This window comes from Sphingobium wenxiniae, from assembly GCF_007830065.1.
Classification (GTDB): Bacteria; Pseudomonadota; Alphaproteobacteria; order Sphingomonadales; family Sphingomonadaceae; genus Sphingobium; species Sphingobium wenxiniae.
In genome coordinates, this window is the sequence record NZ_VLKK01000004.1 from 196,317 (window position 1) to 213,184 (window position 16,868).

At 64.3% G+C, this 16,868-nt stretch carries 15 protein-coding genes and 1 tRNA gene; 13 read left to right on the forward strand and 3 right to left on the reverse strand.

The window, feature by feature from the left end; translation table 11 throughout:
• The first annotated feature begins 67 nt into the window (after positions 1-67).
• Both IQ35_RS07255 and IQ35_RS07260 read left to right on the forward strand, forming a co-directional pair.
• On the forward strand, positions 68-1,072 hold the full coding sequence (locus IQ35_RS07255) for a thiamine pyrophosphate-dependent dehydrogenase E1 component subunit alpha (protein ID WP_145072548.1): 1,005 nt from the start codon (positions 68-70) through the stop codon (positions 1,070-1,072).
• Positions 1,069-2,076, forward strand: coding sequence for an alpha-ketoacid dehydrogenase subunit beta (locus IQ35_RS07260; protein ID WP_021247296.1), 1,008 nt, complete (start codon positions 1,069-1,071; stop codon positions 2,074-2,076). Before IQ35_RS07255 ends, IQ35_RS07260 begins: the two co-directional genes overlap by 4 nt.
• A gap of 464 nt (positions 2,077-2,540) precedes the next feature.
• Here IQ35_RS07260 and IQ35_RS07265 read toward each other — a convergent pair whose 3' ends face one another.
• On the reverse strand, positions 2,541-3,041 hold the full coding sequence (locus IQ35_RS07265; RefSeq protein WP_021247295.1) for an Lrp/AsnC family transcriptional regulator: 501 nt from the start codon (positions 3,039-3,041) through the stop codon (positions 2,541-2,543).
• 98 nt (positions 3,042-3,139) lie between these two features.
• Here IQ35_RS07265 and putA point away from each other — a divergent pair, with 98 nt between their 5' ends.
• The 4 genes from putA (at position 3,140) to IQ35_RS07285 (ending at position 8,520) form a co-directional block, all read left to right on the forward strand.
• Positions 3,140-6,748, forward strand: a complete 3,609-nt coding sequence (gene putA / locus IQ35_RS07270; RefSeq protein ID WP_145072405.1) for a trifunctional transcriptional regulator/proline dehydrogenase/L-glutamate gamma-semialdehyde dehydrogenase — start codon at positions 3,140-3,142, stop codon at positions 6,746-6,748.
• A 713-nt stretch (positions 6,749-7,461) separates the two neighbouring features.
• A complete protein-coding gene (locus IQ35_RS07275) occupies positions 7,462-7,728 on the forward strand; it encodes a hypothetical protein (RefSeq protein WP_242003306.1) in 267 nt (88 codons plus the stop codon).
• Between the two features lie 232 nt (positions 7,729-7,960).
• A complete protein-coding gene (locus IQ35_RS21035) occupies positions 7,961-8,209 on the forward strand; it encodes a BA14K family protein (RefSeq protein ID WP_059140271.1) in 249 nt (82 codons plus the stop codon).
• A 119-nt stretch (positions 8,210-8,328) separates the two neighbouring features.
• Complete coding sequence (locus tag IQ35_RS07285) at positions 8,329-8,520, forward strand: hypothetical protein (protein ID WP_021247291.1); 192 nt, start codon at positions 8,329-8,331, stop codon at positions 8,518-8,520.
• A 160-nt stretch (positions 8,521-8,680) separates the two neighbouring features.
• Here IQ35_RS07285 and IQ35_RS07290 read toward each other — a convergent pair.
• Positions 8,681-8,755: transfer RNA gene (locus IQ35_RS07290), tRNA-Val, on the reverse strand.
• A 130-nt stretch (positions 8,756-8,885) separates the two neighbouring features.
• On the opposite strand from IQ35_RS07290, the gene IQ35_RS07295 reads away from it, so the two are divergent.
• On the forward strand, positions 8,886-10,211 hold the full coding sequence (locus IQ35_RS07295; RefSeq protein ID WP_021247290.1) for a dicarboxylate/amino acid:cation symporter: 1,326 nt from the start codon (positions 8,886-8,888) through the stop codon (positions 10,209-10,211).
• Positions 10,212-10,220: 9 nt separating this feature from the next.
• On the opposite strand, the gene cpdR is transcribed toward IQ35_RS07295, so the two are convergent.
• Positions 10,221-10,598: a cell cycle two-component system response regulator CpdR gene (cpdR, locus tag IQ35_RS07300; RefSeq protein ID WP_031292454.1), complete on the reverse strand. Its 378-nt coding sequence runs from the start codon at positions 10,596-10,598 to the stop codon at positions 10,221-10,223.
• Positions 10,599-10,736: 138 nt separating this feature from the next.
• Here cpdR and IQ35_RS07305 point away from each other — a divergent pair, with 138 nt between their 5' ends.
• The 6 genes from IQ35_RS07305 to IQ35_RS07330 all read left to right on the forward strand — a co-directional run bounded on the left by IQ35_RS07305 (position 10,737) and on the right by IQ35_RS07330 (position 16,868).
• Positions 10,737-11,630 (forward strand): N-formylglutamate amidohydrolase, encoded by an 894-nt coding sequence (locus IQ35_RS07305; RefSeq protein WP_021247288.1) that lies wholly within the window; start codon positions 10,737-10,739, stop codon positions 11,628-11,630.
• Positions 11,631-11,829: 199 nt separating this feature from the next.
• Complete coding sequence (locus IQ35_RS07310; RefSeq protein ID WP_145072409.1) at positions 11,830-12,540, forward strand: response regulator transcription factor; 711 nt, start codon at positions 11,830-11,832, stop codon at positions 12,538-12,540.
• 116 nt (positions 12,541-12,656) lie between these two features.
• Positions 12,657-13,355 (forward strand): carbonic anhydrase, encoded by a 699-nt coding sequence (locus IQ35_RS07315; protein ID WP_021247286.1) that lies wholly within the window; start codon positions 12,657-12,659, stop codon positions 13,353-13,355.
• A gap of 3 nt (positions 13,356-13,358) precedes the next feature.
• Positions 13,359-14,855, forward strand: coding sequence for a SulP family inorganic anion transporter (locus IQ35_RS07320; RefSeq protein WP_145072411.1), 1,497 nt, complete (start codon positions 13,359-13,361; stop codon positions 14,853-14,855).
• 291 nt (positions 14,856-15,146) lie between these two features.
• Entirely contained in the window at positions 15,147-15,983 is an 837-nt protein-coding gene (locus IQ35_RS07325; RefSeq protein ID WP_145072413.1) for a TorF family putative porin, read from the forward strand.
• Positions 15,984-16,157: 174 nt separating this feature from the next.
• Positions 16,158-16,868, forward strand: a complete 711-nt coding sequence (locus tag IQ35_RS07330; RefSeq protein WP_062067568.1) for a response regulator — start codon at positions 16,158-16,160, stop codon at positions 16,866-16,868.

The window sequence follows — 16,868 nt, forward strand, 5'->3', positions numbered from 1 at the left end:
TTTGTGTTAGTCATACTTACGTCAACCGTCGTTTCAGGACGGCGTAAAGACCGACAAAGGAGGGATGATGAACGAAGTGACAGGCATTTCCGGCCATAATCAGCCGGACTCAGAAACGCTTGTCGAGATTTTCTCGAAAGCGATGCTGATCAAACTATGCGATGATCGTATCCGCGCCGTGCTGCGGTCGGGCAAGATCGTCTCGCCGCATTATTCGCCTCGTGGTCAGGAAGTCGTGTCGGCGGCGATGGCGACGGCGTTGCGGCAGGGCGACTATCTCGTCACCATTTACCGCGGTTTGCATGACCATCTGGCCAAGGGCGTGCCGCTTCGCCAGCTCTGGGCGGAATATGCCGGGCGCGTGACTGGAAGCTGCAAGGGCAAGGGCGGGCCGATGCACATCACCCATCCGGAAGCGGGCGTCGTCGTCACCACCGGCATAGTGGGCAGCGGCATTCCCATTGCCAACGGCCTTGCACTGGCTTCGCAGGTCCGGGGAGAAGACAGGGTCACCGTCACGAATTTCGGCGACGGCGCGTCCAATATCGGCGCGTTTCATGAAGCGCTGAACATGGCCTCGGTCTGGAAATTGCCGGTCATTTTCCTGTGCCACAACAACCGCTATGCCGAACATACCAGATATGAGGATTGCACGGCCGTGGACAGCGTGGCGACACGCGGCATCGCCTACACCATGCCCGGCGTGTCGGTGGACGGCAACGATCCGGTCGAAATGTATCGCGCCGCAACCGCTGCGGTCGACCGGGCGCGCAGAGGGGAGGGACCGACGCTGATCGAAGCGCGGACCTTCCGCTTCGAAGGGCATAATTATGGCGATCCCGGCCATTATATCCCCAAGGATGTCTACGCGGCGGCATTGGCCGATGATCCGCTGCCGAAATTTCGCGCCAAGCTGGTGTCGGAGGGTCATGCCGACGAAGCGCGCGTTGCGGGCATCGAGGCGAAGATTCTGGCGGACATCGACGACGCGGTGGCGTTCGCCCTCGCTTCCGACTGGCCGGAAAAGGCCGAATTGCGCCGGGATGTCTTCGTACAGGAGTTGGCCGCATGAACGCGCTTGTCACGCCGAACAACAAGGGTGAGATCAGCTGCACGCAGGCGTCGCTGATGGCGATGGATGAGGCGATGGAGCGCGATCCCACCGTGCTCGTCTTTGGCGAAGATGTTGCGGACCAGGAAGGCGGCGGCATCGTCGGCGCGACATCGGGGCTTTCGACCAAATATGGCAGCAGCCGCGTCCGCTCGACGCCCATCGCGGAACAGGCGATCGTGGGCGCAGCCGTCGGCGCGGCCATTGCGGGTATGCGTCCGGTCGCCGAAGTCATGATGATGAACTTCATGACCGTGGCAATGGACCAGATCGTCAACCATGCCGCCAAGATCCGCTTCATGTCTGGCGGCAAGACCGGAGTGCCGCTGACCATTCGCACGATGAGCGGCGTGGGCGGCGGCTTTGGCGGTCAGCATAGCGACATGTATGAGGCATGGCTTGCCCATGTGCCCGGCCTGAAGGTGGTGGTGCCTTCCAATCCGGCGGATCAGAAGGCCCTGCTCACCTCCTGCATTTTCGATGACGATCCATGCATTTTCATCGAATCCACGCTCCTCATGGGCACGCGCGGCCCCGCGCCCGAAGCGGACTACAGCGCGCCGCTCGGCAAGGCGAAGATCGTGCGCGAGGGCGGCGATGTCACCCTGATCGGCTATGGCCGTCCAATGGTGGACGCTGCCATGGCTGCCGAAGCGCTGAGCAAGGAAGGTGTGTCTGTCGAACTGATCGACCTGCGCTCGATCGTGCCGTTCGACCGGGATACGGTGATGAATTCGGTCGCGAAGACCGGGCGGGCGGTCATCCTGCATGAAGCGGTGCGCAGCTTCGGGGTAGGCGCGGAAATCTCCGCCCGGATCAACGAGGAACTGTTCGGCCAACTCAAGGCGCCGGTCCGCCGGATCGGCGGCCTCGACTGTCCGGTGCCCTTTTCGGCCGCGCTGGAACGCGAATATATGTGGAGCGTCGAGCGCATCGTGGACACGGTTCGCACCACGCTGGATTGATGGAAAGGCCCTTGTGCAAACAGCAAGCCTGTACCGAAATGGAGGATCGCGGGTTTGACGGACGATGGCGGGTTACGGGCACCGACCTCCGTTCGGAGCTGAGTTTGTCGACGCCCTGTTCTTCCTTCCCATGCTACTGCTTGGGAAAGAGAAGCACGGGCGTTCGACAAGCTCAAGCGACAGGTCGTTTCAGGACGGATCGCCATTCAGGCATCGTCCCGTGCAGCCGACTATCTGATCGATTCACGCAGATGTGCGGAGACGCAGAGGACAAGGATGCGCCGAAGGCGTTTCTCGGCTTGCTGGCCGAATCCTCCGCGCGCTGATGGGGCGGGCCGCGCATCGTTGACTTGCGAATACCCTGCGTTTCCGCGCCTCCGCGTGGAAATGGTTCGATCCCATGAAGAGGAATGGATCGCCTGCGTTCGCTGAATGTCGATCGGTCCTGGTCCCGGAAAATAGCCTTATCTCTGCGCCGCGAGCCGGGTCATGCGTGATCCGCCTGCGTCCAGCACCGTTTCCATCGCCACATAGGTCGATGTGCTTGCGACATGGGGCAGGCTGGAGATCTTCTCGCCCAGAACCGTGCGGTAGCGGCGGATATCCGATGTCCGCACCTTGAGCAGATAGTCGAAGCTGCTCGCGATCATGTGGCACTCCTCGACTTCGGGGATGCGCCGGACCGCTGCGTTGAATTCGCGCAGGGCCTGTTCGCGGGTGTCGCTGAGCTTCACTTCGGCGAAGGCGACATGATCCATGCCCAGCTTCGCCGGATCGACGATGGCGCGGAATCCCTTGATGACGCCCGCTTCGGTCAGCCGCTTGAGGCGCACCTGGCAGGGCGTCTTCGACAGTCCCACCACGCGAGCGAGGCCGGTGACGGTTATGCGGCCATCCTCGATCAGGGCGGCGATGATCTTGCGGTCGAACTCGTCCAGATCGACTGTTTGGAGTGGTTTATCCATTCATCTCGCCTAACATATGGCCATAAATAAGTCATATTGCCTGGAAAAGGTCTTTTGAAAAGTCGGATCATAGGGCGTGCCGATGATATTATACGGTCATGACGACGCAGCCCCCCTTCGCCGATTTCGCGCCCGCCATCCGGGACCAGTCCCCCCTCCGCCGCGCCATTACCGCCGCCTATCGCCGCGACGAGGCGGCCTGCCTCGCGCCGCTGATGGAGGCGGCGGCGCTACCCGATGCGACGCGTGAAGCTGCGCGTGAAACGGCCCGGTCGCTCGTCATGGCGTTGCGGGCCAATCGCAAGGGCAACGGCGTCGAAGGGCTGGTGCAGGAATATTCGCTCTCCAGCCAGGAAGGCGTGGCGCTGATGTGTCTGGCCGAAGCGCTGCTGCGGATTCCCGACGATGCGACGCGCGACGCGCTGATCCGCGACAAGATCGCGGACGGGGATTGGAGCGCGCATATGGGCGGCGGCAAGTCGCTGTTCGTCAATGCCGCGACATGGGGCCTTGTCGTCACCGGCAAGCTGGTCGGCAGCGTGGACGACAAGGGACTGGGCGCGGCGCTCGCCCGCCTGATCGCGCGCGCGGGCGAGCCGGTGATCCGGCGCGGCGTCGATCTTGCCATGCGGATGATGGGCGAGCAGTTCGTGACCGGCGAAACCATCGCCGAAGCGCTGAAGCGCGCCAGGGAGATGGAGGCCAAGGGCTTCCGCTACAGCTATGACATGCTGGGCGAGGCGGCGGCGACCGCCGCCGATGCCGCGCGCTATTATGAGGACTATGCGCGCGCCATCCACGCCATCGGCAAGGCGTCGAACGGGCGCGGAGTCTATGAACGGCCGGGCATCTCCATCAAGCTGTCGGCGCTCCATCCGCGCTACGGCCGCGCGCAGGCGGACAGGGTGATGGGCGAACTGCTGCCCCGCGTGAAGGCTCTGGCCGTGCTGTCCAGGGACTATGACATCGGCCTCAATATCGACGCGGAGGAGGCGGACCGGCTCGAACTGTCGCTCGACCTGTTGGAAAGCCTGGCGCTGGACCCGGATCTTGCGGGCTGGAACGGGCTTGGCTTCGTGGTGCAGAGCTATGGCAAGCGGTGCCCCTTCGTCATCGACTGGATCATTGATCTTGCGCGGCGGGCGGGGCGGCGGATCATGGTGCGGCTGGTCAAGGGCGCCTATTGGGACGCGGAAATCAAGCGGGCGCAGGTTGACGGCCTTGCCGACTTCCCGGTCTATACGCGCAAGGTCCATACCGATGTCGCCTATATCGCCTGCGCGAAGAAGCTGCTGGCCGCGCCGGATGCTGTCTTCCCGCAGTTCGCGACGCATAATGCCCAGACTCTGGCGACCATCTATCATCTCGCCGGTCCCGATTTCACCGTGGGCCGTTATGAGTTTCAGTGCCTGCACGGCATGGGCGAGCCGCTTTACGAGCAGGTGGTGGGCGCGAAGGGGCTGAACCGCCCCTGCCGCGTCTATGCGCCTGTGGGGACGCATGAGACGCTCCTGGCCTATCTGGTGCGCCGCCTGCTGGAGAATGGCGCGAACTCCTCCTTTGTGAACCGCATCGCCGATCCGGCCGTGTCGGTCGATGAACTGACGGCCGATCCGGTGGAGATCGTGCGGGCCATGCCGCATCCGGGACATCGGCATGATCAGATCGCGCTACCGTCGGCGCTTTATGCCGACCGGCGCAATTCGGACGGCATCGACCTCAGCGACGAGGAGGCGCTTGCGGCGCTGACCGTGGCGCTCAAGGAAAGCGCGGCCATGGCCTGGGCTGCCGCGCCGGAGAGCGGGAAGGGGAGGGAGCGCCCGGTGCTCAATCCCGCCGACCATCGCGATATCGTCGGCGCCGTCACCGAAGCCTTGCCCGACCATGCCCGCGCCGCCGCCATCCGTGCCGCGCAAAGCCTGTGGGGCGATAGCCCCGTAGCCGACCGCGCCGCCGCTTTGGAGCGCGCCGCCGACGCCATGCAGGCGCGGATGCCGATCCTGCTGGGCCTGATCGTGCGGGAGGCGGGCAAATCGCTGCCCAACGCCATCGCCGAAGTGCGCGAGGCCATCGACTTCCTGCGTTACTATGCGGCGCAGGCGCGCGCGACCTTCGGGCGGGAGCAGACGCCGCTGGGGCCGATCGTCTGCATCAGCCCGTGGAACTTTCCGCTCGCCATCTTCACGGGGCAGGTCGCCGCCGCGCTGGCCGCGGGCAGCCCGGCGCTCGCCAAGCCCGCCGAGGAAAACCCGCTGATCGCCGCGGAAGCCGTCCGCATCCTCCACGAAGCGGGCGTGCCCGCCGATGCGCTGCAACTGATTCCCGGCGATGGCGCGATCGGCGCGGCCCTTGTCGCGGCGCCGGAAACGGCCGGCGTCATGTTCACCGGATCGACCGAGGTGGCGCGCCTTATCCAGCGGCAGCTTGCCAAGCGCCTTTCCCCGGGCGGCCAGCCCATTCCACTGATCGCCGAAACGGGCGGGCAGAATGCGATGATCGTCGATTCCTCCGCGTTGGCCGAGCAGGTGGTGGCCGACGTCATCGCCTCCGCCTTCGACAGCGCGGGACAGCGCTGTTCGGCGCTCCGCATCCTGTGCTTGCAGGAAGAGATTGCGGACCGGACGCTCGCCATGCTCAAAGGCGCGCTCAGGGAATTGCGGATCGGCCGCACCGATCGGCTGGCTGTCGATACCGGCCCGGTCATCACCGCCGAAGCGAAGGACGGGATCGAAGCCCATATCGAAGCCATGCGGAAACTCGGCCGCAGGGTGGAGCAGCAGGCGCTGCCCGAAGAGGCCGCCCATGGCACTTTCGTCCCGCCGACGATCATCGAACTGGAAGACATCGCGGATCTGAAGCGGGAGGTGTTCGGACCGGTGCTGCATGTGATCCGCTTTTCGCGCGAGCGGCTCGACCGGTTGATCGACGATATCAACGCCACCGGCTATGGCCTGACCTTCGGTCTGCATACACGGCTGGACCAGACCATCGCCCATGTGACGGAGCGGGTGAAGGCCGGCAATATCTATGTGAACCGCAATGTCATCGGCGCGGTCGTGGGGGTTCAGCCCTTTGGCGGGCGCGGCCTGTCGGGCACCGGGCCGAAGGCGGGCGGGCCGCTTTATCTGGGCCGCCTGACGGCAGCCGCGCCGGTTGCGCTGCCCGGCGCGGAGGGGATGGCCGTTCCGCTGAGCGCTTTCGTGCAGTGGCTCGAAGCGCAGGGCGATAGTGAAGCGGCGGTCCGCGCGCGCCGCTACGGGCGTCAGTCCGCGCTGGGCATCGAGCAGCTTTTGCCGGGGCCTGTGGGCGAGCGCAATCTTTATGCGCTGCATCCGCGCGGCGCTATCCTGATGCTGCCGGCCACGCGGGAGGGCCTGCTGGACCAGATGGCCGTGATCCTCGCCACGGGCAATCGGGGCGTTCTGGAAGGCATGGCGCTGCCCGCCGATCTGCCGCTAGCTGTCGCAAGCCGCTTTTCCAACGACCTCGCCGCGCCTGTCGCGGCCGCTTTGGTGGAAGGAAAGGCGGACAAGATCGCTGCAACCGCCCAGGCTCTTGCCGAGCGTCCGGGGCCGATCGTTCCGCTCCATGCCGCGCCCATGGGACGGGCGGGCTGCTATCCCGTCGCTCTGCTGCTGGAGGAAGTATCGACCTCCATCAACACGACGGCAGCGGGCGGCAATGCCAGCCTGATGATGATCGGGTGAGAGAGACGGCGCGCCGGGCCTCGGGACCGTCTTTGCTTGCCAGTTCAGCGAAAGAAGAAGAACCAGAGAATCAAGACCAGCGGGAGCGGCACCCCTAGCGCCCAAAGCAAGCATCCACGTCCCATTCATTCCTCCTGCCTGTCAGTCCCGCACCAACGTGCGGCGACGACGGCCGGTTCCCTCGGAGGGCCGTGGCAGACAACAATCATGCCGCTATCAGATTGAGGCTGGGACTCTCCCATGCAAGCGCGTCCGAAGCGTCCCGTGAGTCGTCAATCCCCAAAAAGGGGATGCCTCATTGCAATGAATCGATGCCGCTCCAGCCGGGATCGCAAATGCGCGGCGGGGCCGCAGCCGCTATCCTGCAATGATCGTCAGCTGCTCGGGGAGTTGACGGTATCACGGAAGCCCCGCCCCCCGCGTGTATCCGTGATCCTTGGACCCGGCTGTCCCCGGCCATTGCCCAGGAATCGCAGCCGGGTCCGCCGCCTTCATCGTCCGGCGGGTGCTTGCCCTTCGCCATATCCTCGCCGATCCGTTCCGGAACTCTCCGCATCATCGAGCGATGGGTAATGGAATGACGGAGATACACTATGGCGCTGCGACGACGGGCATTACCCAGTGGCCTCCAGCGCTATCGCACTGATTCACATCAACCCGATGAACCCGGCGAACCGTGGAGCGTTCAAGATGCTCCTCGATGAAAGACCAGTCTGATGTTTACGCAACTCAATCCGCCGATTCCCGTTAATGTCATCGGCAAAGGCGCGGGCTATGCGATCGGCGTTATCGACTATGGCCAAGAGCATAATCTGATCTGGGTGACCGCGATAAGCGAGACGGGTGAGATATGGTGCGCACCCAATCCGGTGGTGCGTATGACGAAGAACTGGACGATGGACAGGCCTGAACCGACGCTCGCGGTGGTGGATGGTCAAGTGGTGAGCAGCAACGGGAGCGGTACAACAGATTGTGCGTGATAGCGGACGCCCGAAATGGCAACGCCCGCTCACCGTTCGGACTATGGGTGCAATTCCTGTGTGGGATGCGCCTTGTCCAAAATCCCCGGACGTTGCGTTTGCGGATCACGTTCCCGGATACATCCACCCGAGAATTTACCCGCCCATGGAACGACTGCGGTGGAATACGGTTCATGCCCCGCACATGGGCGCAGTCGATGCGCTCGCCCGGTGCAATAATCGGAGATCTAAAATGAAATTGATCATCGCTGCCGCCGCACTTTCAATGGCTCTTGGGAGCGCCGCCCTTGCTCAGCCTCGCCATGACCCGCACAGAGGCGCTTCGAACCATTCCCGTTACGCGCCGCCGAAGCACTGGAACCAGTCGCGCGATCATTGGGACCGCCACACCATTGCGTGCCAGAAGCGCTATCGCAGCTACAATCCGCGCACCGATCGCTACACCATCAGTCGCGGCCGCACTGCAATCTGCCGCCTCTAATCCCGGCGTGACGTAACAGGATGGCGGGCGCTTCGGCGAGAAGCTCCCGCCTCTTGCGACAAGCCGCGCCGGAACTGGGGATCGCTCCCATTGGTTACGTTTCCATAAGGAGAACAGCGATGAAGACCCGTGGAATGACTATCGCGATGATCGCGGCGCTGGTGCTGACAGGCTTTTCCGTATCGGCCTGCCGTGATGGACGGCCGGGCTATAACAGCGACCGGCATCATGGCCGGGACCGCGATCACAGGCGTGATCGGCACGACCGTCATGATCGTCACGACCGGGGCGACAGGCAGAGGCCCCGTTAAGCGGGAAACATGCCCTCGCAATATGGGCCGGTTACGACTTCTTCATGTCGCGTGTCCATTGAGGACTCCTTAGTCCTGCAAGAGGTCCGAAGCTGGTAGCATCACCATGCTTCAGGCATAGAAAAGCCCCGGAAACCACTTGGATTTCCGAGGCTTGTCATGGTGGGCGTGGCAAGGATTGAACTTGCGACCCCTGCGATGTCAACACAGTGCTCTACCACTGAGCTACACGCCCACGGGAGTTGCGCCAATAGCGGCGGCCGATTGGCTGCGCAAGCGGGAATTTGCGTTTTGGCCACCAAATATCTGGACAGCGTGGATGCGGCCCATATGTTTCACGGCTTTCACTCGGAACGCCCATAACGATGCTGTCATCCTCCCCGATCCAGACAACGGCGCGACTGCCTTTCCACCGGCAGCTTTATGTCCAGGTTCTGGCCGCGATCGCTCTGGGTGTGCTCGTGGGATATGCCTGGCCTTCCGTCGGGATCGCGCTCAAGCCTCTGGGCGATGCGTTCATCAAGCTGGTCAAGATGATCATCGCGCCGGTAATCTTCCTGACGATCGTGACCGGGATCGCCGGGATGCGCGAATTGAGGGCGATCGGTCGGGTGGCAGCCAAGGCGTTCGGCTATTTCCTGTTCTTCTCCACTCTGGCGCTGATCCTGGGGCTAATCGTCGGCAATCTGATCCAGCCGGGGGCGGGACTGCATATCGATCCCGCGACGCTCGATAGCGGCAAGGTCGCCGACTATGCGTATCAGGCCCATGACCAGACGCTGACGGGCTTTCTGATGGCCATCATCCCGTCGACGCTGGTGTCCGCGATTGCCGACGGGGACATATTGCAGGTGCTGTTCGTGGCGATCCTTTTCGGCATTGCCCTGACGATGATCGGCGGAAAGGCCGCTCCTCTGCTGCATGTGCTGGATTCGGCGAGCCATGCGATTTTCCGTCTCGTCGCCTTGCTCATGAAAGCCGCGCCGATCGGAGCTTTCGGCGCCATCGCCTTCACCATAGGCCAATATGGCGTGGGAACGCTCGCCAATCTCGCGGGGCTGGTCGCGACCTTTTACCTGACGTCGCTGCTGTTCGTCCTTGTCGTGCTGGGAGCGGTGGCCCGGCTGGCCGGTTTCAACATCCTGCACCTGATCCGCTATCTCAAGGCGGAACTGCTGCTGGTGCTGGGCACGTCTTCATCCGAAGCGGCGCTGCCCAGCCTGATCGAGAAGATGGAGCGGGCGGGGTGCCGCAAATCCGTGGTCGGACTGGTCGTGCCCACGGGCTACAGCTTCAACCTGGACGGCACGAATATCTACATGACGCTGGCAGCGCTGTTCATCGCGCAGGCGACGGACGTGCATCTGAGCCTGCAGGAACAGGTCCTGCTGTTGCTGGTCGCGATGATTTCCAGCAAGGGCGCGGCGGCCGTGACGGGCGCGGGCTTCATCACGCTGGCGGCGACCCTGTCGATCGTGCCGTCCGTGCCGGTCGCGGGCATGGCGCTGATCCTGGGTGTCGACCGTTTCATGAGCGAATGCCGCAGCCTTACCAACTTCATCGGCAATGCCGTCGCGACGATCATCGTGTCGGCCTGGGAAAAGGGGCTTGACCGGGAAAGGTTCGATGCGGCCATGGCGAACATCCCGCTCGACCCCACGCCCGACATGCAGGAGGTGGTGCCCGACTAGCGCCGTTGTTCAGGTGAGCCCCGTCAGGCTTTCCGTGCCGAACATGCGTTCGACCTCCAGCACCAGTTCGCGCAGGTGGAAGGGTTTGGACAGGACCTTGGCCTGAGGCACCGCCTGCCCCGCGCGCAGGGTGACGGCGGCAAAGCCGGTGATGAACATGATGCGCATGTCCGGCGCGGCCGACGCTGCGTGCTGGGCCAGTTCTATGCCGTCCATTTCCGGCATGACGATGTCGGTCAGCAGCAGGTCGAAATTGTCCGTATCGATGTGCGGCACGGCCTGCGCGCCATTGGCGACGGCGACTACTTCATAGCCCGATTTTTCCAGCGCGCGCGAAAGATAGGCGCGCATGCTGTCATCGTCTTCCGCCAGCAGGATTCGGATCATGATCCCCAACTTTTCCCCGGTTCGCATCGCGCGGCCGCCCCGCAGTCAGGGTGGCATGAAGCAGACATATATGCGACAAGTCGTAAATATTATCCAGCCAGCCGACCAATTTTGGCGCATGGCGCAGAAAGGAGTCCCGTGGACCGCTTCACGCTGCCGCGCCCGGTGGAAAGCAGCCCCGCGTTCGACCGTTACGGGCCGGACGTGCCGGCGCATCCGGTCGTCCTGTCCATCCCCCATGCCGGCCGGCTCTACGATCCCGATCTGCTGGCGCGGGCGCGGGTGCGGCCGGAGATGCTACGGCGGCTGGAGGATCGATGGACCGACCTGCTGGCGCTGCCGCTGGTCGAGCGGGGCCATAGCGTGCTGGTGGCGCGCGCGCCCCGGGCGATGATCGACCTGAACCGTCATGAGCGGGAGATCGATCCCGCCATGGTGACGGGCCTGCCGCACGGCATGGCGCTGCGGACCAGCCAGAAACTGCGCGGGGGGCTGGGGCTGATCCCGCGGCGCCTGCCCGGCGCGCCGGACCTGTGGCGCGGGCCGATCCCCTGGGCGGAGGTGCAGCGGCGGATCGAGACGGTTCACCGGCCCTATCATGCGGCGCTGGATTGCCTGTTGAAGGCCGCGCGGGACGCGCATGGCCATGCGATCTTGGTCGACCTTCACTCCATGCCGCCGCTGCCTCCGGCAGGGGCCGGGCAGATGACGCCGTCGCTGGTTCTGGGCGACCGGTTCGGGCGGACGGCGTCCGGGCGTTTGACGACGCTGGCCGGCGACATCGCGGCGGGCCGGGGCTTCGTGGCCGCGCTGAACCACCCTTATGCGGGCGACCATATGATCGAACGGCACGGCAATCCGGCTCACGCGATTCATGCCTTGCAGGTGGAGATCGACCGGGCCTTCTATCTCGACATCGCACTGGAGGAGCCGGGGCCGGGGCTGGAACGGATGCAGGCGCTGGTGCGCGCGCTGGTGGAGGCGCTGGCCAATGCGCTGCCGCGCGCGGACTTCGCCATGGCCGCCGAATAGGGGCGTCCGCGTTCCCCGATGGCGGCGGCTGCGGAGACGCCCCAGCAATATTTTGTTACCTTCGGCATATCCCGCAGACATGTGGCGCGGTTACAGACGGGAGCTTGTCCGGCGCCGCGAAAGGAGAAGCCCGCATGTCTGTTGCCATGGCGTTGGAGGTCGCCATGCTCCGCCTTCGCCTTGCATCCATGGCGGCCGGATGACTCATCCGCTGATCCTCATCGCCGAACAGCAGCCGAAATTGCGTCACGATCTGCACGCCTTTCTGGAACGGAGTGGATTCCGCGCGCTGCCAGCTTCCTGCGCCAGCGACATCTGGGATGCGATTGCCGCTGAGCCGGTCGATGCGCTGGTGCTGGACGCCGGCCTGCGCGAAGCCGACGGCACGGATTTGTGCGGCGGCATCCGGGCGCGCAGCGACGTGCCGATCATCCTGGTCGGCGCGAACAGCACCGAAGTCGACCGGGTTGTCGGGCTGGAGCTGGGCGCGGACGATTTCATCGCCAAACCTTATTCGACGCGGGAAGTGGCCGCGCGCCTGCGCGCTGTGCTGCGGCGCGGGAAAAGTGCGCGCATATTGCGCCAGCGGCGTCAGGCGGAGGCGCATTTCGACGGCTGGATCGTCAATTGCGCGCGGCGTGAAGTGCTCGATCCGGACGGCGCGCCCGTTGACCTCACGGCCGCCGAATTTTCCCTGCTCTCCCTGTTCCTGGACAATGCCCGGTCGGTCATTGCGCGCGCCAGGCTGCTGGAATTGAACGGAACGCGGGAAACGGGATCATCGCACCGCAGCATCGACGTGCTGGTCAGCCGATTGCGGCGCAAGCTCGATCACCCCTCACGCGCCGCGCCGATCGTGACGGTGCGGGGCGTCGGCTACATGCTCAGCGCTGTTGTGGACCGGCGCTAGAGGTCCAGACATAGTTTTTAACAAAAGCGCTGCGCCGCAGCAAAACGGCATCCCTATTCTTCCTGCCAAAGCCGGTCCGCTCCCCCGACCGGCGCACAGACAGGAAGGATAACGACATGAACGAGCTTATCGGTCGCGTCTTCAGTTTCGAAAGCCATGTCTTTCCGAACCAGAGCGTGCTCTATAACCGGCTTGCCAGCGACGGGCAGAGCCCCAAGGCGCTGATGATTTCCTGCGCCGATTCCCGCATCGTCCCCGAACATATCATGCAGGCCGACCCCGGCGACCTGTTCGTATGCCGCAATGCGGGCAATATCGTCCCGCCCTTCGCCACGCAGAATGGCGGCGTATCGTCGACCGTGGAATTTGCGGTCGTGGCGCTGGGCGTGCGCGACATCATCGTTTGCGGCCATAGCGATTGCGGCGCGATGAAGGCGCTGGTGCATGAAGAACTGCTGGCGCCCATGCCCAATGTCGCCGCCTGGTTACGCCATTCCCATGCCGCGCAGCAGGTGGCACGCGACAGCTATCCCGCCGATCTGAGCGACGCGGAGAAAATCCGCGCGGTGACGCTGGAGAATATCGTCGTCCAGCTTTCCCATCTGCGGACCCACCCTTCCGTGGCGTCGGGCATCGCGCGGGGCGAGATCGCGCTGCACGGCTGGTTCGTGGACATTCATGCAGGCCAGATCCTTGGCCTTGATGGCGAAACCGGCCGCTTCATGCCGTTGCGGGAAGGCACGCCGCTGCCCGTCGCGCTGCCGCACGCGCGGCGTCTGGCCGCCGAAGCGCCCTACGCGCAGGCCGCGGAGTAAGCCATGCTGAAAGCCTTTTCAGGCGGTACGCTGAGCCGCGACTTCACCGCATCCATCGTCGTTTTCCTGGTGGCGATGCCCTTGTGCATGGGCATCGCCATCGCGTCCGGCGTGCCGCCTGAAAAGGGGCTGGTTACCGGGATCATTGGCGGTATCGTCGTTGGCCTGCTGGCCGGATCGCCCCTGCAGGTTAGCGGCCCGGCGGCGGGTCTGGCCGTCATCGTCTTTGAGATCGTCCAGCAACAGGGCCTGTCGGCGCTGGGACCGATTCTGATCCTGGCGGGCGCGATTCAGGTGATCGCGGGGCTGCTCAGGGTCGGTGGATGGTTCCGCGCCATTTCGCCCGCCGTGGTTCATGGCATGTTGGCGGGCATCGGCGTGCTGATCGTCGTCGGGCAATTCCATGTCCTGTTCGATGACAAGCCGTTGTCGAGCGGTCTGGCCAATCTGCTGGCGATGCCGGGCCAGATATTCGGCCTTACCAATCAGGATGCGGCGATGGCCTTTGCCGTCGGCCTTGTCACCATTAGCGGCATGATCGGCTGGGAAAAGATCCGTCCCGCCTCGATGAAGCTGTTGCCGGGCGCACTGGTCGGCGTGGTGCTGGCGACGCTGGTGGCCTTTTTCCTCGGCCTGCCGGTGGCCAGGGTGGCGGTGCCGGAATCGATCATGTCGGCGGTTACTCTACCGGAAGGCAATCTGTTCGCGCAGATGATGACGCCCTCCGTCATCACGACCGCCGTGGCGATCGCCTTTATCGCCAGCGCCGAAACGCTGCTGTCGGCGGCGGCGGTCGACCGGATGCATGACGGTGTTCGCACCAATTATAATCGGGAGCTGAGCGCGCAGGGCGTGGGCAATCTGCTTTGCGGCTTTGCCGGCGCATTGCCGATGACCGGCGTGATCGTCCGCAGCTCCGCCAATGTGCAGGCGGGCGGCAAGACGCGCCTGTCCACCATCCTGCACGGCATCTGGATATTGGGCTTCGTCGCGCTGCTGCCCTGGCTGCTGCGGGAAATCCCGATGGCGGCGCTGGCAGGCATATTGGTGGTGACGGGCGTGCGCCTCGTCAGCCTCGACCACGCGAAGCACCTACTGCACCGCTATGGGCCGCTTCCGGCGGTGGTGTGGGCCGCGACGCTGGTGACGGTGGTGACGACCGATCTGCTGACCGGCGTGCTGGTCGGCATTGGCCTGTCGTTGCTGGAAATGCTGCCCCATGTTCGCCGCCTCGGCCTCAAGATCGACGAGACGAGCTGGGACAACAAGCATGAAGTCGCGCTGGACGGCACGGCCAGTTTCTTCAGTCTGCCCGGCCTGTCCGCACGACTGGAGGCATTGCCTGCCGGCCGCGTGATCATCCTCAACGTCGAACGGCTTGGCCATATCGACCATACCTGCGCGGAAATGCTGCGGGAATGGATCGACCGCCGCCGCAATGCGGGGATGGAGGTCGAACTGTTCGGCGCGGCAGGACGGTTGCGCCAGCTCGCGGCCTGACCGCTCCCGTTTCGAATCCCCCCTGGCCGCCGCGTCCTCCACCCCCGGACGCGGCGGCTTTTTCATGTCTGGCGTGGAACGGGACAGCAATGAAATGGAAACATGGGTTGCCAATTCGGAAAAGAACCGTGTTCCCCGGGCCACGCTATTCGCCCAGCCTTTCGCACTTGCACAAAATACGGTTTGTAAGGGACGGCAGGCGGGATAGCCCTGTGTCTGTCCGCACGTACCGAAGGCGAACCGATCTTCGGACTGGCGGACGCAGGAAGGAACATTCTTTCGTAAAGGGGAATGTTCATGAAAAAATACCAGATCGCCTGTGCCGCTCTCACGCTGATATCCGCAGCGCCGGCCTTCGCGCAGGAGGCACCCACCAGTCCTGTCACGGTTTCGGGCAGCGTGGCCCTCGTTTCCGATTACCGCTTCCGCGGCGTGTCGCAGACCGACAAGGGCATGGCCGTGCAGGGCGGCGTCACGCTGACCCATGAAAGCGGCCTTTATGGCGGAACATGGGCGTCCAGCCTGTCGGGATGGGGCACGTTCGGCGGCTCCAACATGGAACTGGACCTGTTCGCGGGCTATGCCATCCCGCTGGGCGGCGCGACGCTGGACGTAGGCCTTACCTGGTACATGTATCCAAGCGGCGCGGACACGACCGACTTCGCCGAACCCTATATCAAGCTGTCGGGTGATGTCGGCCCGGTTTCCGCCCTCGTCGGCGTCGCCTATGCGCCCAAGCAGAAGGCGCTGGGCAAGGTCTATAACAGCGCGGCGTCGGTCCTGCCCGACAATCCGGGCAAGAAGAACGACAATTTCTATGTCTGGAGCGATGTCAGCGGATCGATCCCCAACACGCCGGTGACGCTCAAGGCCCATCTGGGCTGGTCGAAGGGCAATTCGGGCCTGGGCCCCAACGGCACCAGCCTTGCCCCCACGGGCAAATATCTCGACTGGCTGGTGGGCGCGGACGTGGCTGTTCCGAACACGCCGCTGACGGTGGGCGTGGCCTATGTCGATACCGACATCGCCCGGGTCGAGGAAAATTACATCCGCCCGAACTTCTCGGATGCGGACGGTTCGTCCATCGCGCGTGGGCGTGTGGTCTTCTCGCTCTCGGCGGCGTTCTGATCGACGAGGGATGGGGCGGTTTTCTCCGCCCCATCCCTCGGCCCTGAATGTCTCCATCATGACAAATTGTTGCTGACGGCCCGGCATCCCGCCGCAGCCCGGCGCTTTGGTTGACCGCCGACGGGCGCGGCCCTATCTCCGCCAGATGATCCATTTCCACTGTGCGAAGCCGCGATGACCGCTCCCTCGATCATCCTCGTGGAAGACGATCCGCCGCTTCGCACGCTGACCGCCCGTGCCTTGCAGGAAAATGGCTATCAGGTCCGCCCGGCATCCTCCGGCCCGGAAATGTGGGTAGCCTTCGATGCAGGGCCGGTCGACCTCGTCGTGCTCGACGTCATGCTGCCGGGCACCAACGGCATCGACCTGTGCCGCCAGATCCGCCGCAAGAGCGACGTGCCGATCATCTTCATCAGCGCCAAGGGCAGCGAGACGGACCGCATCGTCGGGCTGGAACTGGGCGCGGACGATTATCTGCCCAAGCCCTTCGGCACACGCGAGCTGATCGCCCGCATCCGCGCCATATTGCGCCGCGTCGGGGTGGAGCGCGGCCCGGACGAGCATCGCGACAATGAAGCGCGCTTCGACGGCTGGGTCGTCAATTTCCCCCGCCGCGAGCTGCGTTCGCCCACGGGCGGCATCGTCGACCTGACCGGGGCGGAGTTCGACCTGCTCGGCTCTTTCCTCAGCCACCCCCAGCGCGTCATTGCCCGCGAACGGCTGATCGAATTGTCACGCACCCGCATGGGCGACAGCAGCGACCGCAGCATCGACGTGCTGGTCAGCCGCCTGCGCCGCAAGCTTTCCACGCAGGACAAGGGCGCCCCCATCACCACCGTGCGCGGCGTCGGTTACATGTTCAATGCAGAGGTCAGCCGCGCTTGA